General features: G+C 61.2%; 21 protein-coding genes. 11 read left to right on the top strand and 10 right to left on the bottom strand.

Annotation, left to right across the window (positions count from 1 at the left end):
- Positions 1 to 350: 350 nt before the first annotated feature.
- On the top strand, positions 351 to 1,226 hold the full coding sequence (locus tag RGM2987_RS10910) for a Tim44 domain-containing protein (RefSeq protein WP_245140729.1): 876 nt from the start codon (positions 351 to 353) through the stop codon (positions 1,224 to 1,226).
- Between the two features lie 141 nt (positions 1,227 to 1,367).
- Entirely contained in the window at positions 1,368 to 1,775 is a 408-nt protein-coding gene (locus RGM2987_RS10905; RefSeq protein WP_042731763.1) for an SMI1/KNR4 family protein, read from the top strand.
- Positions 1,776 to 1,795: 20 nt separating this feature from the next.
- On the opposite strand, the gene RGM2987_RS10900 is transcribed toward RGM2987_RS10905, so the two are convergent.
- The gene (locus tag RGM2987_RS10900; RefSeq protein ID WP_245140726.1) at positions 1,796 to 3,559 is read right to left on the bottom strand and encodes a cation:proton antiporter; all 1,764 of its coding nucleotides are present in this window, start codon (positions 3,557 to 3,559) and stop codon (positions 1,796 to 1,798) included.
- A 253-nt stretch (positions 3,560 to 3,812) separates the two neighbouring features.
- Between RGM2987_RS10900 and RGM2987_RS10895 the strand changes: the two genes are divergently transcribed.
- The gene (locus RGM2987_RS10895; protein WP_245140724.1) at positions 3,813 to 4,298 is read left to right on the top strand and encodes an acyl-CoA thioesterase; all 486 of its coding nucleotides are present in this window, start codon (positions 3,813 to 3,815) and stop codon (positions 4,296 to 4,298) included.
- 182 nt (positions 4,299 to 4,480) lie between these two features.
- On the opposite strand, the gene pdxY is transcribed toward RGM2987_RS10895, so the two are convergent.
- Positions 4,481 to 5,353, bottom strand: coding sequence for a pyridoxal kinase PdxY (gene pdxY, locus RGM2987_RS10890; protein WP_245140722.1), 873 nt, complete (start codon positions 5,351 to 5,353; stop codon positions 4,481 to 4,483).
- 119 nt (positions 5,354 to 5,472) lie between these two features.
- Here pdxY and RGM2987_RS10885 point away from each other — a divergent pair, with 119 nt between their 5' ends.
- Entirely contained in the window at positions 5,473 to 5,895 is a 423-nt protein-coding gene (locus RGM2987_RS10885) for a DUF3301 domain-containing protein (protein ID WP_245140719.1), read from the top strand.
- A gap of 3 nt (positions 5,896 to 5,898) precedes the next feature.
- Here RGM2987_RS10885 and RGM2987_RS10880 read toward each other — a convergent pair whose 3' ends face one another.
- On the bottom strand, positions 5,899 to 6,864 hold the full coding sequence (locus RGM2987_RS10880; protein ID WP_245140716.1) for a CobW-like GTP-binding protein: 966 nt from the start codon (positions 6,862 to 6,864) through the stop codon (positions 5,899 to 5,901).
- A gap of 27 nt (positions 6,865 to 6,891) precedes the next feature.
- Between RGM2987_RS10880 and RGM2987_RS10875 the strand changes: the two genes are divergently transcribed.
- Complete coding sequence (locus RGM2987_RS10875; RefSeq protein WP_245140713.1) at positions 6,892 to 7,245, top strand: NADH:ubiquinone oxidoreductase; 354 nt, start codon at positions 6,892 to 6,894, stop codon at positions 7,243 to 7,245.
- A 17-nt stretch (positions 7,246 to 7,262) separates the two neighbouring features.
- Here RGM2987_RS10875 and zigA read toward each other — a convergent pair whose 3' ends face one another.
- Entirely contained in the window at positions 7,263 to 8,471 is a 1,209-nt protein-coding gene (zigA, locus tag RGM2987_RS10870) for a zinc metallochaperone GTPase ZigA (RefSeq protein ID WP_245140711.1), read from the bottom strand.
- 141 nt (positions 8,472 to 8,612) lie between these two features.
- On the opposite strand from zigA, the gene RGM2987_RS10865 reads away from it, so the two are divergent.
- The 5 genes from RGM2987_RS10865 (at position 8,613) to RGM2987_RS10845 (ending at position 12,426) form a co-directional block, all read left to right on the top strand.
- On the top strand, positions 8,613 to 9,005 hold the full coding sequence (locus RGM2987_RS10865; RefSeq protein WP_245140709.1) for a glutamine synthetase: 393 nt from the start codon (positions 8,613 to 8,615) through the stop codon (positions 9,003 to 9,005).
- 106 nt (positions 9,006 to 9,111) lie between these two features.
- Complete coding sequence (folE2, locus tag RGM2987_RS10860) at positions 9,112 to 10,008, top strand: GTP cyclohydrolase FolE2 (protein ID WP_245140707.1); 897 nt, start codon at positions 9,112 to 9,114, stop codon at positions 10,006 to 10,008.
- Entirely contained in the window at positions 10,005 to 10,673 is a 669-nt protein-coding gene (locus tag RGM2987_RS10855) for an ATP-binding cassette domain-containing protein (protein WP_245140705.1), read from the top strand. The genes folE2 and RGM2987_RS10855 overlap by 4 nt, the downstream gene beginning before the upstream one ends.
- A complete protein-coding gene (locus RGM2987_RS10850; RefSeq protein ID WP_245140702.1) occupies positions 10,673 to 11,539 on the top strand; it encodes a metal ABC transporter permease in 867 nt (288 codons plus the stop codon). The genes RGM2987_RS10855 and RGM2987_RS10850 overlap by 1 nt, the downstream gene beginning before the upstream one ends.
- Positions 11,540 to 11,550: 11 nt before the next feature.
- Positions 11,551 to 12,426, top strand: a complete 876-nt coding sequence (locus tag RGM2987_RS10845; RefSeq protein WP_245140699.1) for a metal ABC transporter substrate-binding protein — start codon at positions 11,551 to 11,553, stop codon at positions 12,424 to 12,426.
- 64 nt (positions 12,427 to 12,490) lie between these two features.
- Here the strand turns inward: RGM2987_RS10845 and RGM2987_RS10840 are convergent, their stop codons facing one another.
- Entirely contained in the window at positions 12,491 to 13,012 is a 522-nt protein-coding gene (locus tag RGM2987_RS10840) for a DUF3617 domain-containing protein (protein WP_245140697.1), read from the bottom strand.
- A gap of 141 nt (positions 13,013 to 13,153) precedes the next feature.
- Between RGM2987_RS10840 and cls the strand changes: the two genes are divergently transcribed.
- Positions 13,154 to 14,593, top strand: a complete 1,440-nt coding sequence (cls, locus tag RGM2987_RS10835; RefSeq protein ID WP_245140694.1) for a cardiolipin synthase — start codon at positions 13,154 to 13,156, stop codon at positions 14,591 to 14,593.
- Here cls and cfaB read toward each other — a convergent pair.
- From cfaB to RGM2987_RS10810, 5 genes are all read right to left on the bottom strand, one after another.
- Positions 14,590 to 15,777: a C17 cyclopropane fatty acid synthase CfaB gene (cfaB, locus tag RGM2987_RS10830; protein ID WP_245140692.1), complete on the bottom strand. Its 1,188-nt coding sequence runs from the start codon at positions 15,775 to 15,777 to the stop codon at positions 14,590 to 14,592. The two genes, cls and cfaB, sit on opposite strands and share 4 nt — an antisense overlap.
- A gap of 161 nt (positions 15,778 to 15,938) precedes the next feature.
- Positions 15,939 to 17,879, bottom strand: coding sequence for a heavy metal translocating P-type ATPase (locus tag RGM2987_RS10825; RefSeq protein WP_245140689.1), 1,941 nt, complete (start codon positions 17,877 to 17,879; stop codon positions 15,939 to 15,941).
- Positions 17,876 to 18,928, bottom strand: a complete 1,053-nt coding sequence (locus tag RGM2987_RS10820) for a protease modulator HflK (RefSeq protein WP_245140686.1) — start codon at positions 18,926 to 18,928, stop codon at positions 17,876 to 17,878. The genes RGM2987_RS10825 and RGM2987_RS10820 overlap by 4 nt, the downstream gene beginning before the upstream one ends.
- Entirely contained in the window at positions 18,925 to 19,965 is a 1,041-nt protein-coding gene (locus RGM2987_RS10815; RefSeq protein ID WP_245140684.1) for a protease modulator HflC, read from the bottom strand. The genes RGM2987_RS10820 and RGM2987_RS10815 overlap by 4 nt, the downstream gene beginning before the upstream one ends.
- On the bottom strand, positions 19,962 to 21,926 hold the full coding sequence (locus tag RGM2987_RS10810) for a protease modulator HflK (RefSeq protein ID WP_245140682.1): 1,965 nt from the start codon (positions 21,924 to 21,926) through the stop codon (positions 19,962 to 19,964). The genes RGM2987_RS10815 and RGM2987_RS10810 overlap by 4 nt, the downstream gene beginning before the upstream one ends.
- Positions 21,927 to 21,994 lie beyond the last annotated feature (68 nt).

Genomic DNA, 21,994 nt, shown 5'->3' with positions numbered 1-21,994 from the left:
GACGCGGGATGATTGATCGCTCCCATAATGTAACTGTGTGAACAAAAAATTCGCAAACAACCGATAACCTGTGGGAGCGGGCTTGCCCGCGATGGCGGTGTATCAGGCAACCTCGATGTTGAGTGTGACGCCGTCTTCGCGAGCAAGCCCGCTCCCACAATAAGGTTGCGCTCAGTTCTCTGACAGAACTTATCCCTCTTTCCTACAGCCCAAAGCGAACAAGCCCTCTTGCGCGATTGAAGCTGAACCTAACCTGTCACGCAAAAGCCCGAAACACTCTGCCGCTAGCCAGCAACAGTTCAGCTGTGCAACATGGCGCGCGTGCTATCCACAAATGGGAATGCCTTTATATGAAACGTTTTCTTAGCATCGCCATGGCGTTGTGCATCGGCCTGACGATGGCCATCGACGCCAATGCCGCCAAGCGTTTTGGCGGTGGTAAAAGCTCGGGCGCAGCCCCGACTCACCAGACCAGCCAGATGGCGCCGTCCTCTGCCGCCGGTTCCACGGCTGCCACCGCAGGCGCGGCGGGTGCCGCAGGCGCCGCTACCAAGGCCAGCGGTGCTTCGCGCTGGCTCGGCCCCCTGGCCGGCATCGCCGCCGGTGGCCTGCTCGCCTCCATGTTCATGGGCGACGGCTTCCAGGGCATGCAGATCTTCGACATCCTGATCATGGCGGTCATCGCCTTCCTGGTCTTCCGCTTCATCGCCGCTCGCCGCCGCAAGCAGCAGGAGCAGTTCGCTCCGGCCGGCCACGCGCCGATGCAACGTGAAGTGTTCAACCAGCAGCCAGCCAGTGGTTCGATTTTCGGCGGCTCTGCAGCCCCTGTTGCCGCCCGGCCAGTGATCAACGCTCCCGCCTGGTTCAACGAACAGCGCTTCATCGAAGCGGCCCGCAGCCACTTCATGGCCCTGCAGCAACATTGGGACGCGAACGAAATGGACAAGATCACCGAGTTCGTCACCCCACAACTGCTGGAGTTCCTCAAGCGCGAACGGGCCGACCTGGGTGACGGTTTCCAGTCCACCTACATCGACAACCTGCATGTGCAACTGGACGGCGTCGACGATCGTGCCGACAAGACCATCGCCACCCTGACCTTCAGCGGTGTGTCCAAAGACTCTCGCTTCGACAAGGGCGAGGCGTTCAGCGAAAGCTGGAACATGGAGCGCGCCCAAGGCGATGACCAGCCTTGGCTGGTAGCCGGTATCCGTCAGAACGGTTGAACCTTCGCCGGTTTTGCATGTTGAAATAAAAGAACCCCGGCCCAGGCCGGGGTTTTCTATTTCACGGTTGCATCTATAGCGAGCTACTGTATAAACCGCTCCATGTGAAACCGCGCCATCGAGAAAAAAGGATCCCCGGACGTGGAAGAAATCATCGAACAATTACGTGAAGCCAACGAGCCCGTACCGGTTCCGCTGGAATTGCCCGACGAAGACTTGCTGGTAGAGATCGAAGAGCAGCTGTTCATCGACATCCCGTTTGTCTTCAGGGAGTTTTTGCTGACCGTCAGTGATGTGGTCTATGGCAGCCTGGAACCTGTGACCGTCACTGATCCCCAGTCCCACACTTACCTGCCGGAAGTGGCCGCCAACGCCTGGGATGCCGGTGTCGACCGCAGCCTGATTCCAATCTGCCAGGACGGCGACGATTACTATTGCGTCGAAGAAGACGGCACCGTGGTGCTGTGGCAGGCCGAAGAGGAATTGATTGCCGAAGAAACCTGGGAGTCGGTCTGGCACTGGGCACGGGACGTCTGGCTGGAAAGCTGATCCGCCGGCGCCCGCCCCGGTCAATGCCCGGACGACTCCTTGTGGTTGTCCAGGGTTTCGAGCAAGGCCACTTGCATCCGCGTATGCAGGCGCACGAGCCAGCGCCAGAGCAGCGCCGCTACGCCAGCCGCTACCACGGCAATCAACACCAGCAACTTGTTGGTCGGCAAAATGCTGGCCGACAAGGCTGCCAGCAGCAGGAAAATCACCAACAGCGAGAGAATCGGGATCACTTCGGCGATGACCCGACGCACGCGTTCGGTGTGACGGCCCGCCATTTCCGGCGTCACGCCCATTTCCGCCAGTAGCATCGACAGCGCCTTGAGCTTGCGGTACGCGGCGATCAGGAACGGTAGGGACAGCAGCAGCGCCCCGCCCCAGATCAATGCTTTCTGCCAGCTCGGGTCGCTGATCCACCCGCTTAGATAGGCGGATATGCCCTCGGCAAAATAGCCGCCCGAGACAAAAATCGCGATCACCAGCGCCAGGTTGACCCCGACCTGCAACAGGATCCGCCTGATCATCGAGGCCAGCATCGCGCCCTCGCCTTGCGGCTGGATGCTGCGCAGCCATTCGCCATACATCCCCAGTACCCGCGCCAGGCGTTGCGGCATGACCGACGCCAACCGGACGGACAACGGATCGGCGGCCCGGATCAAGTAAGGCGTCAGCAAGGTGGTCAACACCGAGACGGCGACGGCGACGGGATAAAGAAAATCGCTGGTGACCTGCAGCGTCATCCCCAGCGACGCGATGATGAAGGAAAATTCGCCGATCTGTGACAGCCCCATCCCTACCCGGAGTGAGGTCCGTCCGTCATTACCGGCGATGAAGGCACCGAGGCCGCAGGACAACACTTTGCCGAGCACCACTGCGCCGGTGATCACCGCGATCGGCCAGGCGTATTGCAGCAAGATGGCCGGATCGAGCATCAGTCCGATGGCGACGAAGAATATCGCGCTGAACAGGTCACGGACCGGCTCCACCAATCGTTCGATCTTCAACAGTTGCCGGGACTCGGCCATGATCGCACCGATCAGGAACGCCCCGAGCACCATGCTGTATTCCAGCTTCACCACCAGCAGGCAGAAGCCGAAACACAGGCCCAGTACGGTAATCAGCAGCATTTCGTTGCTGTCGAACTTCGCCACGTAGGCCAGCAGCCTGGGCACCAGCAGAATGCCAATGACCAGCGCCACGATCATGAACAGCGACAGCTTGCCAACAGTGGAAAACACCTCGCCCGAGCTCACCGTGCCACTGACCGCGATGCTCGACAGCAAGGCGATGATGCCGATGCCCAGGATGTCCTCGACGATCAGTACGCCGAAAATCAGTTGGGCGAAGCGCTCGTTCTTCATCTTCAGGTCGTTGAGGGCCTTGACGATGATGGTGGTCGAGGAGATCGCCAGGATAGCGCCGAGGAACAGCGAGTCCATGGTGCTCCATCCAAACCAGCGACCAATTTCGTAGCCGATCCAGATCATCAGCACGATCTCCAGGAACGCCGCGATGAACGCCGTGGCCCCTACCCGGAACAGCTTGCGCAGGCTGAACTCCAGGCCCAGGCAGAACATCAGGAAAATCACCCCCAGCTCGGCCAGTGTCTTGATCGTGTCTTCGTCGTGGATGAAACCGAACGGTGGGGTGTGCGGGCCGATGATGAAGCCGGCGACGATATAGCCCAACACCACCGGTTGCTTGAAGCGATGAAACAGAACGGTCACCAGCCCCGCGGCCATCATGATGATTGCCAGGTCTTGAATGAAGCTGATGGCATGCATGTAGGAAGCTCCCTGTTCGATGGCGTAGCGCCGACTTGAAAAGTCCGTTTCCTTCGTAGGAAATGCCCTCAAGATGGGCTTTTGCAGGGTAACACCACGACTTCCGACAAAAAGTCGGTGCAATATATGGAAACAGATCCACCGAGGCGTGACGGCAACCACAAGCGCAGCGTCCCGATATCAGTGGTTTATAAAACCCAGCGCTCGCAGAGGCGCCCTTCCCGAAATTGCTGCCTTGAACCGTGAGAACGTTATGGAACCTGGAAACGCCCAGCTGTCGATGACGGTGTTGATGACCCCTGATATGGCCAACTTCTCTGGCAATGTCCATGGCGGCACCTTGCTCAAATACCTCGACGAAGTCGCCTACGCCTGCGCCAGCCGCTACGCCGGGCGCTACGTGGTGACCTTGTCGGTTGACCAGGTGATTTTCCGTGAGCCGATCCATGTCGGCGAGCTGGTGACCTTCCTGGCGTCGGTTAACTACACCGGCAACACATCGATGGAAGTGGGCATCAAAGTCGTCACCGAAAACATCCGCGAGCGCTCGGTACGCCATACCAACAGTTGCTTCTTCACCATGGTCGCGGTGGATGACCTGCGCAAACCTGCCCCCGTCCCGCCCTTGCAGCCGCAGAACAGCGAAGAGAAGCGCCGCTACAAACAGGCACAGCAGCGCCGGCAGATTCGCCAGGAACTGGAAAAGCGTTATCAGGAAATCAAGGACGATGGGGTTTAGCAGACATTCGAGTCGCGCCCTTCGCGAGCAAGCCCGCTCCCACAGTCGACCGAGTACTTTCTGAAGAAACCCGGTTAGTGGTGGGAGCGGGCTTGCTCGCGAAGGGGCAGCGCACTCACTGCTGATATAGGCTGTTACACCGTTATCGCGGGCAGGCTCGCTCCCACCGGGTGCGCTGCCGATCAGAGACTGATCGGCAGCGCCTCGAACCGGACCCGTGGATGAGCGATCCGGTCCTGGGCACGCACCAGCTCCAGCTCGTAACTGGCGCAAGCCTGGGTCTCGAGCAGCACTTCGTGCACCGCTGCGGCGGTGAATTCAAATGCCGCCACCAGGCTGTCTCCCAACAGTATCCGCGCCAGGAACAGCCCCGACGTCAGGTCACCCACGCCCACCGGCTGACGAGGGAAAGCCAGCAGCGGACGGCGCAGATGCCAGCTGCCATCAGCCGTCACCAGGAGCATTTCGAAACTGTCCTCGGGCTTGCCGGGATAAGCCAGATGCTTGACCAGCACCGCCTTCGGTCCGCGCTGCAACAGGGCCCGGGCCATCGCCAGGCAGTCCAGCAGCGACTGCGCCTTGCGTCCTGAGAAACTGTCCAGCTCCAGTTGGTTCGGGCACATGAGGTCCGCCACCGCTGCGGCTTCGTCCAATAGAAAGTCACTGACCTCAGGCGCCACGATGCAGCCCTTCTCCGGGTGTCCCATGACCGGATCACACAGGTACAGCGCCTTGGGATTGACCGCCTTGATCCGCGCAACGCCCGTCAGGATCGCCCGCCCTTGGGCGGCGCTCCCAAGGTAGCCGGACAACACCGCATCACAGTGACCCAGCTCGCCAATCGCGGCGATGCCCTCAATCAACGCAGGGATCTGCTCTGGGGCAAATACCTCACCGGCCCACTGGCCGTACTGCGTATGGTTGGAAAACTGCACGGTATTAAGCGGCCAGACGTTCACCCCGAGCCGCTGCATCGGAAACACGGCAGCGCTGTTGCCAGCGTGACCGAATACCACATGGGACTGGATGGCAAGCAGATGAGGTGTACGTTTCATGCGGGACATTTCCGTAAAACGATTGAAATTCAAGCCGCGCAGTATGCGACTAAACGCAGCCTGTACGACAGACCGGCGAGACAGTTAAGCTGACAGCAACTTGTTGGAGCACTTCGTTCATGCTGACCCTTGGAAATATTTTTGTGCTGATGCTGCTGGCTACCGGCGGCGCCTGGCTGTGGCACAACCATGGCTTGCGCGAACGGGCATTGGCGCGGGTCATGCAGCATTGCGCCAATCTCAAGATCGAATTGCTCGATGGCAACGTGGCGCTGAAGAAGATCGGCTTCGTAAAGGACGCCCATGGGCGACGACGCCTGGCACGGGTTTACAATTTCGAATTCACCGTCACCGGTGAAACCCGCCATACGGGCACCATCACCCAGTTCGGCGCCCACAGTGCACAAATTGAACTTGCCCCCTACCCCATGCCCTTCGAAGAGACCCCACCAACACCGATTGAACCGGTCCAGACCCGGCCCCGGGCTGAAGTCATCGAGTTGAGCCAGTGGCGTCAGGAACACAATAAGTGGAAACCCTGAGACTCAGGGACAGCGACAATCGACAAGACCGCCGTGCAGGGCAATAACGTCCTGGGGCTCGTCGAAAATCAATTCAATCCGTGAATCTTCCCGCCACTCGCTGAGTATCCATTGCAACGGCGCACTGTCCAGAGCGTTGGCCGAAACCCAACCGTCGGCACTGCAGATCACCAGCTTCGCGCGTTTGCAGTGCTTGCCTCCTAACCAATGAGTCAGCGCCGCGACGTCGAATCGTTGGCTCGAATGCCAGCGCCATCCGATGCTCCAACCTGCGTCCTGATGTCGATGCAGGCAAATCGGAGTGGTCGGGTCGTTCCAGATCGCCGGCAGCTCTCCCACGCCTTGGGGCAGGTTCAAGTTATCCGCAACGCCGTGCCCTTGCGCGGCATGGCCCGGCAATCGGTCGATGGGCAGCACGGCCTGTTGGGTCCAGTACAACGCAAGCTGTGGCAGTTCGGCGGTCAGCCGTTCGCGATCGGTTTGGGTCAGGGTCTCGGACTTGTTCAGCACCAGCAGTCCGGCATGGGGCAAGGCTTGGCGCTGTGCATCGGCCAGGGGCTTACCGTCCACCATCGCGCGGGCATCCAGTACCAGTACGCAAGGCTGGACCGCCAACACACCGAGCCAGGGCGCTTGGTTCAGTTGCCGCATCAACTGCGCCGGGTGACCCAGGCCAGAGGGCTCGATGAACAGCCGGTCCGGGCGGGCCTTGCGCAGCAAACGCCCCAGACCGATCTGAAACGGCGCGCCGTTGACGCAACACAAACACCCCCCGGCCACTTCGCCCAGTGCGATACCATCGGCGGACTGGGTCAATAGCGCAGCGTCCAGGCCAATCTGGCCGAATTCGTTGATCAACACGGCCCAGCGTTCGTTGGCCGGGCGCTGGGCCAACAGATGCCGGATCAGCGTGGTCTTGCCGGCACCCAAGGGCCCGGCGATGACATGGGTAGGAATGTGCTGCAACATAATCGACGGCTTTCGACGGAGGTGAAGATGCGGATGATCGGCTGGTTGTTGCTGGCCCTGACGTCAGACCAGGTGCTGGCCCAGGCGTGTGTGGTGCACAGCCAGGCGGAACGGCTCGACGTGCAAGTCTGCCAGCAGAACCGCAACATTCCACAGAAACTTTTCGCCGACGGCTTCTGCCAGCCAAGCCTTGCCGGCCAGAAGGTCGAGGTGCAATACGTCGACCAGTGCCCTGGCGGCGCGTTCGGTATCTGCAGCAACGCCCAGGTCGCCAATATGCCTTACCGCCAGGATATTCACTATTACGGGGTAGCAACCGACGCCGCCTATCTGCGGCCGTTTTGCGAAGGGCAGAGCCAGGGTAACTGGATCAAACCGTAGTGCAAGCAGCGTGGATTTCACGCCGCCGCTTCGTCATGCCACGGGCCGAACGGATCCGGCAACTGGCGCCAGCCGTCTACGCCGAGGGCCATCTCCGCGTCGGTGAGCAGACAAGCGTCCAACTCGGCGGCGAGCTGACTGAAGTCGATACCCTGGCCGATGAACACCAGCTCCTGGCGGCAATCTCCGGTGCCAGCGAGCCAGTTCTTCATGATGAAGGCGGTGCTTTCCTCATCCTGCGGCCATTGGCTCTTCGGCACGAACCGCCACCAGCGCCCGGCAAACCCATGGCGCATCAGTCCTCCGGCCTGAGACCAGCTGCCCGCTTCCTCGGGCTTGCTGGCGAGCCAGAAAAAACCCTTGGAACGCAGCAGCTTGCCGTTTTCCCATGGGCGATCAATGAAGTTGTAGAACCGCTGTGGATGAAACGGTGCCCGCGCCCGGTAGGCGGTCGAGGCGATGCCATATTCCTCGGTTTCGGGCAGGTGCTCGCCACGCAGCTCCCGCAGCCAACCGGGCGACTGGGCGGCGCGTTCAAAGTTGAACAGCCCCGTGTCGAGGATTCTTCCCAACGGCACCTGCCCCATGACCATGGGTAGGATCTGCGCCTGGGTGTTGAGACGCTTGAGGATCTCAATCAGCTCCTCGCGCTCCTGCCGGCTGATCAAGTCGATCTTGCTGATCAGGATCACGTCGGCAAATTCGATCTGTTCGATCAGCAGGTCGGTGATCGAGCGCTCATCCTCTTCCCCCAGGGTTTCACCGCGTGTCGCCAGGCTTTCGGCGGCTTGGTAGTCCAGCAGGAAATTCGCCCCATCGACCACTGTCACCATGGTGTCCAGTCGGGCGACATCGTCCAGGCTGCGGCCTTCTTCATCCCGGAAGGTGAAGGTTTCCGCCACGGGCAACGGTTCGGAAATGCCAGTGGATTCGATCAACAGATAATCGAAGCGCCCTTCCCGTGCGAGTTGGCTGACTTCCTCCAACAGGTCTTCACGCAACGTGCAGCAGATGCAGCCGTTGCTCATCTCCACCAACTTCTCTTCGGAACGACTCAGGGCGACATCGCGCTGCACTTCGCTGCCATCGATGTTGATCTCGCTCATATCGTTGACGATTACGGCGACTCGCAGATTGTCGCGATTACGCAGGACATGGTTGAGCAAGGTGCTTTTACCGGCACCGAGAAACCCGGAAAGTACGGTTACGGGGAGGCGATTGGGCATCGGGATATTCTCAGTTGGCCGCGCTGGTGTCACGGATAGCAATCAGCGCGTAAGTCAGGTTCGGTTCAGCCAGAGCTTAAATTCATTGTTATAGTATAACAACACAAATATTATGACTCCGGAACCGCCTAGAGGATTTCAATGCGTACTCCATCCAGACTGCTATTGGCGATACCGCTACTGCTGTTGGCCCAGGTTGCCTTGGCCCAAGACCCTCTGATGGCGAACTGCACGCGCAGCGCAAACCTCTTGGCTTGTAGCGATAGCCAGGGCAATTACTACAGTGTCGCCACGGCGGGAAATCTCGTCTATCTGCGAGGATTTGAAGCGACCAGTCGCCGCTTCTGGGCGCAAACCAACAACCGTTACGGCCAACTTACGTTCTTCACGGGCTTGGCTTCCGATGGTGAAAGTTGGGTCGGCTACAGCCGCCGGGTGGGCTGGACCACGATCAATCGCTTTTCAAGTTCAGGGGGAAGCGCAGCCAGGTTTACCTGCGCACGGATCGGTGGGTGCCAGGGCACATCCCGCTGATGTTTCACGTGGAACGATGGGGTCATGAAACTCTTTTCACGAAAAAAGCTCCACCGAATTATAGTTATACTATAACATCCAGACGAACCCACGATGGATGTTAACCATGAACGCAATAAGTCTGCAGGATGTTGCCGCGCAGGTGTCGGGCCAGGCGTTGCCTCTCGCCTGGGTCGGCATGCAGGGCATTGCCGTTCCCGTGCTTATCGACGGCCAGTGCCTGAGTGCCAGGGCGGACGCAGGGGTGAGCCTCGACGACGGAGCGGCTCGTGGCATCCATATGTCTCGCTTGTACCTGGCACTGGAGGCGTTGGAGAGCACACCACTTTCCATCGGCCTGTTGCGCGCAACCCTGGAGCAGTTTCTCTCGACTCATCGCAGGCTGTCCCGTTCTGCTTCCTTGAACCTTCACACTGAACTGCTGATTAAACGCTCAGCCCTCGTCAGCCCTTTATCCGGCTGGAAAGGTTATCCAGTCAGCATCAAGGCTCATCTGGAAAGCGACATGTTCCACGTGGAACTCAAGATTGAGATTCCCTACTCATCCACCTGCCCGTGCTCAGCGGCGCTCGCACGACAATTGATCCAACAGCAATTCGTTGATGACTTCGCCAATAAGACGCTTGAACATTCAGAGGTCCTGGCGTGGCTGGGTTCGTCGAAAGGCATTGTCGCTACGCCCCATAGCCAACGCAGCACCGCCATCCTGAATCTACGGTTAAACACTGGAGCAAGTGAATTGCCGTGGGTAACGCTCATCAACGAAGCCGAAGCAGCCTTGGGCACCGCCGTGCAAACCGCCGTCAAGCGTGCCGATGAGCAAGCATTCGCGCTCGCCAATGGACAGAACCTGATGTTCTGCGAAGACGCCGCCCGGCGTTTGAGCAAGGCCTTGAGGCAGTCTTCCCACGTGAGTGCTTTCGATGTGCGGGTAGTTCACGCCGAAAGCCTGCATGCCCACGACGCCGTCGCACAAAGCCGCTGGAACTGGGAGCGCCCATGATCGACTGCCAAGCGCTGCGCTGGGGGGCGCCCGGCCAACCCCTGACACCACCGTTGAATTTGCAACGACCCGCCGGAAGCCTCACCGCAATAATCGGCGCCAACGGGACGGGCAAGAGCAGTTTGTTGAAAGTGCTCGCGGGATTGCAAAAACCCCTCTCTGGAAAGGTCATGCTTGATGTTCCACGTCGCGGCGGGGTCTCGTTCGTACCGCAGCAACAACATCTGGACCGGCAGTTTCCCATCAACCTTCAAGAACTCGTCGCTGCGGGCTCATGGGGCACCCGGCACACGCCTGCCATGAGGCGTCTGAAGCTGAAAACCGTGCTGGACGACTGGGCGCTGGACGGCCTTGAGCAGCGACCGTTGATGGCGCTGTCGGGCGGCGAATTGCAACGCGCCCTGCTCGCCCGCCTGAGCCTTGCCGAAGCACCGTTGCTGTTGCTTGATGAACCTCATGCCGCGCTCGATGAACAAGGCCAAGCGTTGTTATGGAAGCACATCCACCGTTGGCATGCCGAGGGCCGCACTCTGGTCGTGGTGTGCCATGACCTGGCTGCGGTACGCCAGCATATTGCGCAAACACTGCGGATCGGCCCATCCGGCTGCGTCCTGGGTGCCAGTGCCGAGCTGATTGCCCAGCCCCCTCACACGCAGGTGGCCTGATGCTCGCGGCCACTCATTTCTGGCAGCCGTTCCAGGAATTCGTTTTCATGCGCAGGGCATTGATGGGCGGGCTGGTGTTGGCCTGCAGCACCGCGCCGCTAGGGGTTTTCCTGATTCTTCGACGCATGAGCCTGATCGGTGACGCCGTGGCTCACGGCATTCTGCCCGGTGCGGCCTTGGGTTTCTGGTTCGCCGGATTGAGTCTGCCGGCCCTGACACTGGGTGGCCTGGGCGCAGGTCTGGGTATGGCCGGACTCGCCGCCTGGATTACCCGCCGAACCGGCTTGCGCGAAGACGCCAGCCTCGCGGCGATCTATCCCATCTCCCTGGCGGGCGGCGTACTGATCCTCGGCATGGCCGGCAAACGCCTGGATTTGCTTCACCTGTTATTCGGCTCAGCCCTGGCGGTCGACGGCCCGACACTCACCGGCATGCTCTGGGTGTCGGCCGTCAGTCTGGTCGCCATGGCGCTGATCTATCGCCCGCTATTGCTCGACACCCTCGATCCATTGTTCCTGCAAACCGTGAGTCGCCTTGGCCCTTTGGCCCACGGCGTGTTCCTGACTTTGGTGGTCCTGAACCTGGTGATCGGCTTCCAGGCGATCGGCGCGCTCATGGTGGTCGGCTTGATGATGCTACCGGCAGCCGCATCGCGATTCTGGAGCCGCCGCCTGCCGATCCTGATGCTGGTCGCCGCCCTGCTGGGATCTCTCTCGGTGTGGTTTGGCTTGTTGCTGTCGTTCTTTTTCTCGCTGCCCAGCGGACCCTCCATCGTGTTGGTGGCGGGTGCGTTGTATTTGCTCTCCGTGGTATCCGGTCCGGTGCACGGCTTGCTGCGCCGCCCGCCTCTGCTCACATCCCAATGAGGTTTGCGTCCATGCGTGTTCTGCTCGTGCTGCTCAGTTTGTTGCTTTCCATGTCTTTGTCCGCCGCCGAAAAACTTCAGGTGGTGACCAGTTTCAGCATTCTCGCCGACATGACCCGACAGGTCGGCGGTGACCATATCCAGATCACCAACATGGTCGGCCCGGATGCCGATGCGCACACCTACGAACCCACGCCGGACGACGCCAAAGCGTTGCTCAGCGCAAAACTGATCATCAAGAATGGGCTGGGTTTCGAGCCATGGTTGGATCGCCTGGTCACCAGCACCGAAACGGCAGCACCGGTGATCAGCGCCAGCCGCGGGGTCATTCCACGCTCGCTGGATGAGGATGGCGAGACCGTTCCCGATCCGCACGCCTGGCACAATCTGGCGAATGCCGAGCTTTACGTGCGCAACATCACCAAGGCCCTGGAAGCAGCGGACCCGGCAAACAAGGCTGACTACGAACGCAACAGCCAGGCGTACTTCAAGAAGATCTATGGCCTGCTCGCCGAAGCGAAGGCCAAGCTTGGCGCACTGCCTGCGGGCAACCGCAAGATCGTGACCTCCCACGACGCCTTCGGCTATCTGGGCCAGGCCTATGGCATCGACTTCATGGCGCCGCAAGGCTTATCCACGGAGCGTGAGCCATCGGCGGCCGAGGTTGCGGCACTGATTACCCAGATCCGTCAGGCGAAAGTCAAAGCGGTGTTCATGGAAAACATCAAGGATGCCAGGCTGCTCAAGCAGATCGCCGACGAGAGCGGAGCGCGCATCGGCGGCACGCTGTATTCGGATGCCCTGGCAGCGAGTGGGCCGGCCAGTACGTTCACTGGCCTGTTTGAATACAACCTCGACACGTTGTATGAGGCTTTGAGCCGGCCTTGATTTAGCAACTGTGGGAGCAAGCTTTGCTCCCACAGACTGTCCCTACTCTCACTTCAAATGAAGTTCAGGCCCGCGGCTTGACCGTTCCGCAATCCTGCCCAAGCCACACGGCACGGGTATCGAGGCTGCCGTTCTGCTGGATGCCGGTGGCGTTGAACGTGCCGTTGACCTTGGTGGTGAATTCACGATCGCTCTGGAACATCGCGATCCCACTGCCCTGAGCTTTCGGGCAGCTGAAGCGAAACTTCCACTGGTTACCGGTGCGCTCGGTGATCTGCTGCTTGCACCCCGATTGTGGGTCTTGCAGCGGGATGTCATTGGTCTGCACCTGTGCCGGGGTCAGGCACACGCGGATGCCTTTACCGCCCATGGTGATGCCCTGCTTCTCCAGCATGGCCCGCTGTTCCGGGGTCATCTGGGTTTGCAACTGGCCGAGGATCAGTTGCAGGTCCGGCAGGTTCTGGTTGTCGACTTTCATATTGCTGGTCGTCAATTCCCACAGCCCCGGTTGAAGCATCTGCGCCTGAGCCGCCACAGGAACCGACAAACCCACCGCCAAGGCCAAACCCAGCAGACGAACATTCATTGCAAGAACTCCAGAGGACAAGTGGCCGTTAGACGCCGCCTGCGGGCTTCGGTTCAGGTGAAGCCACAGCGATTTAAATAGCGACATTCGCCGTGGAACATGGTCTGTTAAGCATTGAAACCTCAGGAGCAACGCTGCCCCATGGATTATTTCGGCCCGCATGTTTTCGGATACCTGATCGCGCTGCTGCATACCCTGGGTTCCATCGCCGCCGTGCATGCGGTACTGACGGTGCGCACCGCTCAAGGCTCGATCGCCTGGGCCTTGTCGTTGGTGTTCATCCCCTACCTGACGCTGATTCCTTACCTGGTCTTCGGCCGCAGTACCTTCGATGGCTACATCAAGGCCCGTCGCCAGGCCAACGAGCAGATGCGCCAAGCCATCTCGGAATTGAACTGGCGACCCTGGGTCGAGGAAGCCCTGGCAGCCCGAGCGTCCCAGGCCTACGCCTCACTACGGGCCATGCCGAAACTGGGGCGAGCACCGTGCCTGGCAAATAATCAGGTGCGCTTGCTGGTGGACGGCCAAGCGACCTTCGAGGCGATTTTCCAAGCCATCGACGCCGCGCGGGAGGCGGTGTTGATTCAGTTTTTCATCATCCATGACGACCGGCTCGGTCAGCGCCTGCAGGCGCTGCTCTTGAAGAAAGCTGCAGAAGGCGTGGCGGTGTATCTGCTTTATGACCGGATCGGCAGCCACGCGCTGCCCCACCACTATGTGCAGGCACTGCGTGATGGCGGCGTGCAGGTCAAAGCGTTCGCCACGCGCAGCGGCTGGCTCAACCGGTTCCAGGTCAATTTCCGCAACCACCGCAAGATCGTTGCAGTGGACGGCGTGCTGGGGTTCGTCGGCGGGCACAACGTGGGCGACGAATACCTTGGGGAAATGCCGCCATTGGCGCCATGGCGCGACACCCACGTCCAAGTCCGCGGGCCGGTGGTGGCGAGCATGCAAGAGTCGTTCGCCGAGGATTGGTTCTGGGCGGCCCGTTCGCTACCACCGCTGATCCTGCCGGACACTTATCCGGACGATGGTGTGCTATGCCAGTTGCTCACAAGCGGCCCGGCCGACCCCTATGAAACCTGCTCACTGTTCTTCGTCGAAGCGATTCACGCGGCCACCGAACGGGTCTGGATCACCACGCCGTATTTCATTCCTGACGAGGCGGTGTTCGCGGCGTTACGCCTGGCGGTATTGCGCGGGGTGGATGTGCGCATTCTGCTGCCTTCACGGCCCGACCATAAGGTGGTCTATGCGGCCTCGAGCCTCTACGCATTCGAAGCAGTGCGAGCCGGCGTACGGGTGTTCCGCTACGGGCCGGGTTTCCTGCACCAGAAAGTGGTGCTGATCGACCAGGAAATCAGCGCCATCGGTAGCGCCAACCTCGACAATCGGTCGTTCCGCTTGAATTTCGAAGTGATGCTACTCACCGTGGATATTCCGTTCGCCACCGAGGTCGAGCAGATGCTCGAAAAGGATTTCGCCCAGGCGCTGGAAATCGACAAGCAGGAAAGCCGGGAGACCCACCGCCTACAGAAAATCGGCATGCGGATCGCCCGGCTTATCTCACCGATCCTCTAAGGCGTATAGATGTCGTCACGGGTCCAGGGCAGTTCGTGGCTGCCATCGGCATGCGCCTTCACCGCCAGGATCTGATGCAAGTTGATCCAGCCCTTGGCAAACGCGTAGGCACAACCCGCCAGGTACAACCGCCAGATCCGCAGCGCCTGCTCCGGCACTTCTTTCGCTGCGGCCTCGAGGTTGTCTTCCAGGCGCTCGCTCCAATGATCGAGCGTGCGCGCGTAGTGCAGGCGCAGGCTTTCGACATCGACAATCTCCAGCCCGGCTTCACTGATGTGTGCGGAAATCATCGACAGGTGCGGCAATTCGCCGTTGGGGAACACATACTTTTCGATGAACTCACCCGCACCGCGTCCGACCGGACGGCCATCGGTGTGCTTGGCGGTGATGCCATGGTTCATGACCAGCCCACCCTCGCGCACGGCGCCGAACAATGTCTTGCAGTACTGCGCCAGATTGGCGTGCCCCACATGTTCAAACATGCCGACACTGACCACCTTGTCGAAGCGGCCATCTTGCGGCAGGTCTCGGTAGTCGAGCAATTGCAGTTCGACCTGGCCCTCCAGGCCTTCGGCCTTGACCCGCTCGCGGCCCAACGTCAGTTGCGCCTTGCTCAGGGTGATGCCAAAGACCCTCGCGCCGAACTCCCGCGCTGCATAACGCGCAAGACCACCCCAGCCACAGCCCACGTCCAGCAGATAGTCACCCGGCTGCAACCGCAGTTTGCGGCACAGGTGACGGAATTTCGCCTGTTGCGCCTGTTCGAGCGTTTCGCTGCCCGTCTCGAAATAGGCACAGGAATAGGCCATGTCGCTGTCGAGCCACAGCTGATAAAACGCGTTGGAAAGGTCGTAGTGGTAGGAGATGGCCTTGGCGTCGGTTTCCTTGTCATGGACCGACCGCACCGGGTAACTGTCGGTGTCGTCTTCCAGCAGGGCCTGGCTCCACTCATCGCAGACCCGGATGACCTCGTGGATCGAACCTTCAAGTTCAAGCTTGCCTTCGACAAACGCCGCCCCCAGCGCATCCAGGCTGGGATGGGTCAATTGCGCGACCATCTGTGGGTCCTTGACCACGATCGTAACGCTGGGATCGGCACCCAGGGCGAATTCATGGCCGTCCCAGAGCCGCAGCCGAAGCGGTAAATGCAGATTCTGTAAGGCCGGTGGAAGTTGCGCGAGCATGGGATATCCCCCCTGGTTCCAGACATCTGAAATGAGGGTAGTCCATGTTAGAAAAATAGCAGGCTATCGAATTTATAGCCTTTCTCTATCGCCGTCCGAATCTACTGGATGCCAGTAATTGCCTGATATGGCGAGCCCCCTCTCCGTTGCTGACTGCAAGTCTAGTCCACAGTTCGACCCGATGCCTCCAACGGCCTGTCCTGCTGGATTTTCGGCAACGGCTCGTGGAACCGTAGCAGACGCCCGGCATTGCCCAATACCAGCAACGTACTCAGGTTGTGCAGCAGCGCAGCGATCATCGCCCCCGCCGCTCCCAGCCAGCCAAACGCGGCAAACGCGACGATCGCGAGCGTCCAGCCCAGGCCGATGATCACGTTGACCTGCAGCGTGTGCCGACACTGGCGACTGAGCCGCACGCAGGTGCCGAGACGGCGCAGGTCACTGCCGATCAGCACGATATCTGCCGAGGCCAGCGCGATGTCCGCGCCGCCCGCGCCCATCGCGACGCCCACCACCCCGGCCTTGAGCGCCAGGGAATCGTTGATACCGTCCCCCACCACCATCGGGCGATAGCCATGGTCGATCTCGCCCATGACCCGTTTGAGTTTGTCCTCGGGCAAGGCCTGGGCTTGCACATCGCCAATGCCGACATCCTTTGCCAAGGTGTTGGCTACGCTCTGGCGGTCGCCGGTCAGCAGCAGTTGCCGCCCCAGGCCCAGCTCCCGCAGCTCTGCCATCGCGACCCGGGCCTCCGGTTTGACGCTGTCGGCCAACAGCAGCCAGGCGAGAAATTGCCCGCCCAGGGCCAGGCCGGCAATCGGACCGTCGTGATCCGGCACGGCTGGCGTCTCGATAGCCAGTTGGGCGAACAATTCTGGCCGGCCAAGCGCCGCTTCCCCTTGGGCGGTCATCGCGACCACGCCCAGCCCCTGGCGCTCATGAATCTGCGTCAGCGGCACGCCGCTCTCCTGTTCCACCAACCCGGCCAACGCACGGCTGACCGGGTGGCTGCTGGCCGAACCCAGGCTGGCGGCCAGCGGGAGCAGTAAAGACGTGTGTTCGTCGCGAGCACTTTCCACCGATTGCAGGCGCAAGGCGCCGTAGGTCAGGGTCCCGGTCTTGTCGACCACCAGTGAGGTGAGGTCCGCCAGTTCTTCGAGAAATGCCGAGCTGCGGATCAGGATTCCGTGGCGCGCCGCTACCGCGATACCGGCGATGGCTGTTGCAGGCGCCGACAACACCAACGCGCAGGGGCACGCAGCGACCAGCACGGCGAGCATCGCCTGGGCATCGTTTGTCACGAACCAGGTCACCGCTGCCAGCAGCAACACCAGCACCAGGTAGCTGCCGGCGTAGCGCTCCAATAACCGGGTGATCGGCGGCTTCGAGCGTTCGGCGTTTTGCATCAGGGCGATGACCTTACCGAGTGTCGATTCATCACCGGTACGGGTCACTTCCAGGCGCAACAGGCCATCCAGGTTAATTGCGCCGCCAAAAACCTCAGTGCCCACCACTGCTTCCAGTGGTACCGATTCGCCAGTGATTGGCGCAGTGTCGAGGCTGGCTTGGCCGAACAGCACCCGACCGTCCGCAGGCACCCGATCGCCGGCGCGCACTTCCACCACATCGCCGGGCCGTAGCGTGCCGTTGTCCACATCAATGATTGTGCCGTCGGCTTGCACCTTACGACCTTGGCTGCGCGTCAGCTGGCCAAGGGCGTGGATCGCCTCTTGGGAGCCGATGACGCTGCGCTCTTCCAGTACGTGGCCGAAGATCATGATGATTGGCAGCAGCGCCGCCGTCAGCAGGTCGCCCGTCGCCCAGGCACCCAGCATCGCCAAAGCGATCAATTGATCGGTGATCCCATGAAGGCTGGGGTAGCGCAAGCTGTACCAGGCCGAACGCATCACCGGAACCGCCACCAGCAACGAGGCAAAACCCAACAGCAGCTGGCTGACGCCGCTCTGCTCCGGCGACCAGCCGCGCCACACTAGCCCCAGCGCGAGCAACCCGAGGGCGAGCATCGCCAAGGTCAACTGCCGCGCGGCGACGCGTTGTTCGGCGGAGGACAGCATAGGCATGGCAGGGGTTTGAGTGGTCATTGTTCGGCTCCCTGAATGATCAGGCGGGAATCGTCTTTCGGATCAACCGTGGTCACTGAGCCGGCCTGGCGGAGAATGCCAGGCACGCGTTCCCGATACAGGCGCAGTAGCAGTTGCGGATCGCTGCCTTGGGTTTTCGCCAGACCCAATACTGTGGCGGTGTCGGCCGAAGCCTTGGCGAGCCGCTCGCTGGCCTGGGCATGGGCGACTTGCACGGCGCGGTCAGCATCCTGTCGAGCGGTCTGGGTCAGTTTCTCGGCTTCGGTCCGGGCATTGGCGACGGCCTTGTCCGCCTGTTGGCTGGCCGTCAGTACTGCGTTGAATGCGCCGACAGCCGGCCCCGGCAGACTCGATTGCACATCGACCCGCACCACTTCCAGACCCAACCCCTGCCCTGTCGCGGCCAACTCGGCCAGACGACGGTTGATGCCTTGCACCAGATCGCCGCGCAAGCGTTCACGGCGTTCGGCAGCCTGATTGTCACTGCCCATCAGCTCAGGGCGAGCCACCAGAATGGTGTCCAGGTCCCGTGCGGCGGTCAGTGCCAAGGCGCTGCGTGTGGCTACCCGATCCAGCGCGGGCAGCACATGCGCGCCCTGCAACACGAAAGCAAACGGGTCGATGACTTTGTAGAACAGCCGCACATCCAGTTGCACCACGCCGGCGTCACCGGTCAATAAATAACCAGACCCTGCCAACGCATCGCTCACCGGTGTCGCGAAACTGGCAACGCGATCAGCCTGCAACGCTTCATCCGAACGCAGCAAACTGTCCACGCGTCGTTCAAGCACCCGATCTGCTGCCGGCAGCAGCACCACTTGTTCCACAGGACGTGGCCAAGCCAACAATAGGCCCGCGTTCTGGATTCGATCCAAAGCGCCAAAGCGCAGCACCACGGCCCGGTCTTGCGGGTCGACCTGGCGGACATTGGAAAACGCCCAAGCCAACGCCGCGATGACCGTTACTGCATACAGGGCCAGAAATGCCAGGCGTCCAGCCTGGATCCACGGACTGGATAACTCATTTGTTCCACGTGGAACCAAATTCATGGTTGTGTTCCACCTTTGAGTTCCACGGAAGGTGGACCGTCTACCAGCACGCGGAACGGCGCGGCGTCCGTGCGCAGGATGAGTTTGGTTCCCGGGCTGACGATGGTGCCCAACGTGTCTAGCGAGCGCAGCAGGTTGTAGAGCTTGGGTGAACCGGCGTAAGCCTTGCCATAGATTGCCGCCGCTTCTACCCGTGATTGCGCCTCGATCTCGGCGGCTTTTACCGTGGCATCAGCCTGCACGATCCGCGCATCGCGCTCAGCAGCCGAACGGATCTGCGCCGCCTCGCGCTTGCCAATAGCGGTACGTTCGGTGGCGATGGTTTCACGCTCGGCACGCATGCGATCTACCGTTGCGGTCAGCGTGACCGAAGGCAGGGTCAGGCGCTCGACACCGACCTGCAACACTCGCACGCCATACGTGGTGAGCAACTGCTGGTCGATCTGCTGACGCAATTGCGCTTCGAAATCGGCGATGCGCACTTGGCTGGCATCGGTATTCACCAGATTCGCCAGGTCAAAGCTGGCCGCCGTGGTTTCCAGCGCCGAACCGACAAAGGTGCGGATCTGCCGCGCCGCTTCGTCCGGTTGATTCTGCACCGCGCGCATGAAGCGCCGCACATTATCCGGATCGCCCTGGACCTGCCACGCCACGTAGGCCTGGATGATGATCCGCAGCCCGTCGCGCGTCCCGACATCTTGCAAGCCACTGGAGGTGGTCCGCAGTCGCAGGTCCACCGGAATCGCCGCTTCGAACGGTGCCGGCCAGCGCCAACCCAGGCCCGGTTGCAGCAACACCCGGGCCGGATTGCCGAAACGGGTAATCACGGTGGCCTCCCCTGAGCGCACTTGCACCAGGCTGGCGGCCGCTATGGCAAATGCCACCAACAGCGCCGCCCAGCCCATCCGCCGCCAGGGGAACGGACCGGCCTGCTGCGGATCGCCATGATGGTGGTGATGATGCCCATGGTGATGACCGGCATGCGCGTGATCGTGACCGGCGTGGTCGTGATGATCGTGTGAAGAGGACTGGCTCAATGGGCAGCTCCTGGCTGGACAGGGTTGCGCGGCGACGCGGGGTCGGCCGGCAGCGTGAAAGTACGCAAGTCGATAGTCGGCGCGTTGCCGCTGGCGCCCAGGCGATGATCAAGAATCAACAGCTTGGCATTGCCGAGGCCCCGGCTCAGCTGGCTGAGGTATTGCTCCAGCACGAAGGCGTGACCAGCGCTCGCATAGGCTTTTTGGTCGGCGCGAAAGCGCAGGTCGGTGGCCTGGGCGGTCGCGTTGATTTCCTGGGCGCTGGCTTGGGCCTGGTCATGGGCAACGCTGGCTTGCAACTGCGCCTGGTTGGTCTGCTCCGCCGCCGCGCCGCGCTCTCGGGCAATCAATGCCTGTGCACCGATTTGCGCCGCTTGCACGCCGTGGTAGGCATTGGCCGCGCCTGCCGGTGGGTGAATCGCCTCCACCACGGTTGCGAGGATCTCCACGCCGCTGTCGAGCGATTGCAAATCTGCCTGCACCGCGCGGCCGATTTCATCGGCCAGGCTAAGACGGTCCGCACCGAGCAAACCGTCCAGCGTGCGCGACGCGAACTCGTGCACCAGTACACGGCTGGCGGTACTGCGAATCAGCGTCGGCACGTCGGCGCTGTTGTAGGTCGCGGCCAATGCCGCTGCGTCAGTCAGGCCGATGCGGTAGACGAAGCGCACATCCATGTTGACGATCTGGAAGCTCTGCTGGTCGGCACGACGGCTGGCAATCACCTGGGACTTGTCGTTCACATGGCTGGCGTCCCACAGTCGGTTGGCAATCACGGGCGCCGGCCCGTCCGCCGGTTCCGCTTGCGTGGGCATGGGTTTCTCGCTGGCACTGGTCGCCAGCTCATGGACCACCCCGTACTCAACGTTGAGCACCCTGCCCCACGGCCAAGGCAGTCCGGCATGCAGGCCCGGGCCGAAGACTTCTACCGGCTTGCCGAAACGCTCATAGATGCCACGTTCCTTCAGCGCTACTTCATGCACGCCCGTGAGTAACCAACCCAGCAATGACACCAGCGCCAGGACCGGCAGAAACGCTCGGCGCATGTAACCGAACGCCCAGATCTGGCGCAGGTCGATGCCGAAACGGTTATGCAGCTCATGCTGCAACGCCAGCAGCGGCTGCGGCGGCCAGCGCAACAGATCGGCAACGACACTGCGGCCCAGCAATGCCGGTTCCAAGGTATCCCGGCGCGCAACGAACAGCGAGAGCAGCGCGCGCACAAGCAGCTCCAACGCCACCAACCCAGGCAAAATCCCCATCAACACCGCCAGGCGCACAGGCCACACCGACGTTTGCGAGGCGAACAGCAAGCACAACGCGCCGAGCACCAGCACGACGATCGGCACCCGGACCAATTGCGCCAATTGCTGGGCTTCCGGCCATTCCAAAGGGGATTGTTGCGCTAATTGACGCTCGAACACCAAGAGCCCGAACGCCAACAGCAAGCCCAGCACCGCCCCCACGCTGGCCGACATGCCGAGCGCGGCTGCGGGCAATTTCAAGTCCCAGGTCTGTTCCAGGCTCAACAGCACCAGCGCTGCCCAACCGGCCAGCCATAAGGTGGGCGCACCGATCTGCTTGAGCAGTTGAACCGAGCGGGCACCGATTCGATCAAGCAATCGCTCATACCAACCGAGGTTATCCACAGCCTCGTTTTCTGCGACCGAGCCGTTTTCGGTGACTGGTAATAACGCGTTGCTGCGCCACCAGGTGATCCACCAAGCGGACTGCACGCCAGCCACCAGCACCAGCAACCCGGCACTTTGCCCGACCAGCAGAACCGGCCACAGCGATTGCGGCGAAAAGAGCCCGATGAAAAAAGCCAGGAGCAGGCCCAGGCCGGCGATGCTTGCCAGCGCGAAACCTATTCGTTTCAGGCGCCGCGCTTGAAACATCGCTCGCTGAAAGCGCGGCCATTCGGCCACGTGGGCCCCCTCGATATCCAGATCGACTTGCATACCACCCCAGCGCTTGTGGCGATCAAAATCCGGGCTCGTGGCCAGACGCCACCGCCGTTTCGTTATTG

The organism is Pseudomonas sp. RGM2987, assembly GCF_022952855.1.
In the GTDB taxonomy this organism is placed as follows: Bacteria; Pseudomonadota; Gammaproteobacteria; order Pseudomonadales; family Pseudomonadaceae; genus Aquipseudomonas.
The sequence above is the reverse complement of the archived record's forward strand: the minus strand, read 5'-3'. Positions and strand labels throughout refer to the sequence as shown.

What these genes read in the sequence shown, in the direction of transcription:
- RGM2987_RS10910 (WP_245140729.1), top strand. Translation starts at nt 351, where the DNA reads ATGAAACGTTTTCTTAGCATCGCCATGGCGTTGTGCATCGGCCTGACG.
- RGM2987_RS10900 (WP_245140726.1), bottom strand. Translation starts at nt 3,559, where the DNA reads ATGCATGCCATCAGCTTCATTCAAGACCTGGCAATCATCATGATGGCC.
- RGM2987_RS10895 (WP_245140724.1), top strand. Translation starts at nt 3,813, where the DNA reads ATGGAACCTGGAAACGCCCAGCTGTCGATGACGGTGTTGATGACCCCT.
- pdxY (WP_245140722.1), bottom strand. Translation starts at nt 5,353, where the DNA reads ATGAAACGTACACCTCATCTGCTTGCCATCCAGTCCCATGTGGTATTC.
- RGM2987_RS10885 (WP_245140719.1), top strand. Translation starts at nt 5,473, where the DNA reads ATGCTGACCCTTGGAAATATTTTTGTGCTGATGCTGCTGGCTACCGGC.
- RGM2987_RS10880 (WP_245140716.1), bottom strand. Translation starts at nt 6,864, where the DNA reads ATGTTGCAGCACATTCCTACCCATGTCATCGCCGGGCCCTTGGGTGCC.
- RGM2987_RS10875 (WP_245140713.1), top strand. Translation starts at nt 6,892, where the DNA reads ATGCGGATGATCGGCTGGTTGTTGCTGGCCCTGACGTCAGACCAGGTG.
- zigA (WP_245140711.1), bottom strand. Translation starts at nt 8,471, where the DNA reads ATGCCCAATCGCCTCCCCGTAACCGTACTTTCCGGGTTTCTCGGTGCC.
- RGM2987_RS10865 (WP_245140709.1), top strand. Translation starts at nt 8,613, where the DNA reads ATGCGTACTCCATCCAGACTGCTATTGGCGATACCGCTACTGCTGTTG.
- folE2 (WP_245140707.1), top strand. Translation starts at nt 9,112, where the DNA reads ATGAACGCAATAAGTCTGCAGGATGTTGCCGCGCAGGTGTCGGGCCAG.
- RGM2987_RS10855 (WP_245140705.1), top strand. Translation starts at nt 10,005, where the DNA reads ATGATCGACTGCCAAGCGCTGCGCTGGGGGGCGCCCGGCCAACCCCTG.
- RGM2987_RS10850 (WP_245140702.1), top strand. Translation starts at nt 10,673, where the DNA reads ATGCTCGCGGCCACTCATTTCTGGCAGCCGTTCCAGGAATTCGTTTTC.
- RGM2987_RS10845 (WP_245140699.1), top strand. Translation starts at nt 11,551, where the DNA reads ATGCGTGTTCTGCTCGTGCTGCTCAGTTTGTTGCTTTCCATGTCTTTG.
- RGM2987_RS10840 (WP_245140697.1), bottom strand. Translation starts at nt 13,012, where the DNA reads ATGAATGTTCGTCTGCTGGGTTTGGCCTTGGCGGTGGGTTTGTCGGTT.
- cls (WP_245140694.1), top strand. Translation starts at nt 13,154, where the DNA reads ATGGATTATTTCGGCCCGCATGTTTTCGGATACCTGATCGCGCTGCTG.
- cfaB (WP_245140692.1), bottom strand. Translation starts at nt 15,777, where the DNA reads ATGCTCGCGCAACTTCCACCGGCCTTACAGAATCTGCATTTACCGCTT.
- RGM2987_RS10825 (WP_245140689.1), bottom strand. Translation starts at nt 17,879, where the DNA reads ATGACCACTCAAACCCCTGCCATGCCTATGCTGTCCTCCGCCGAACAA.
- RGM2987_RS10820 (WP_245140686.1), bottom strand. Translation starts at nt 18,928, where the DNA reads ATGAATTTGGTTCCACGTGGAACAAATGAGTTATCCAGTCCGTGGATC.
- RGM2987_RS10810 (WP_245140682.1), bottom strand. Translation starts at nt 21,926, where the DNA reads ATGCAAGTCGATCTGGATATCGAGGGGGCCCACGTGGCCGAATGGCCG.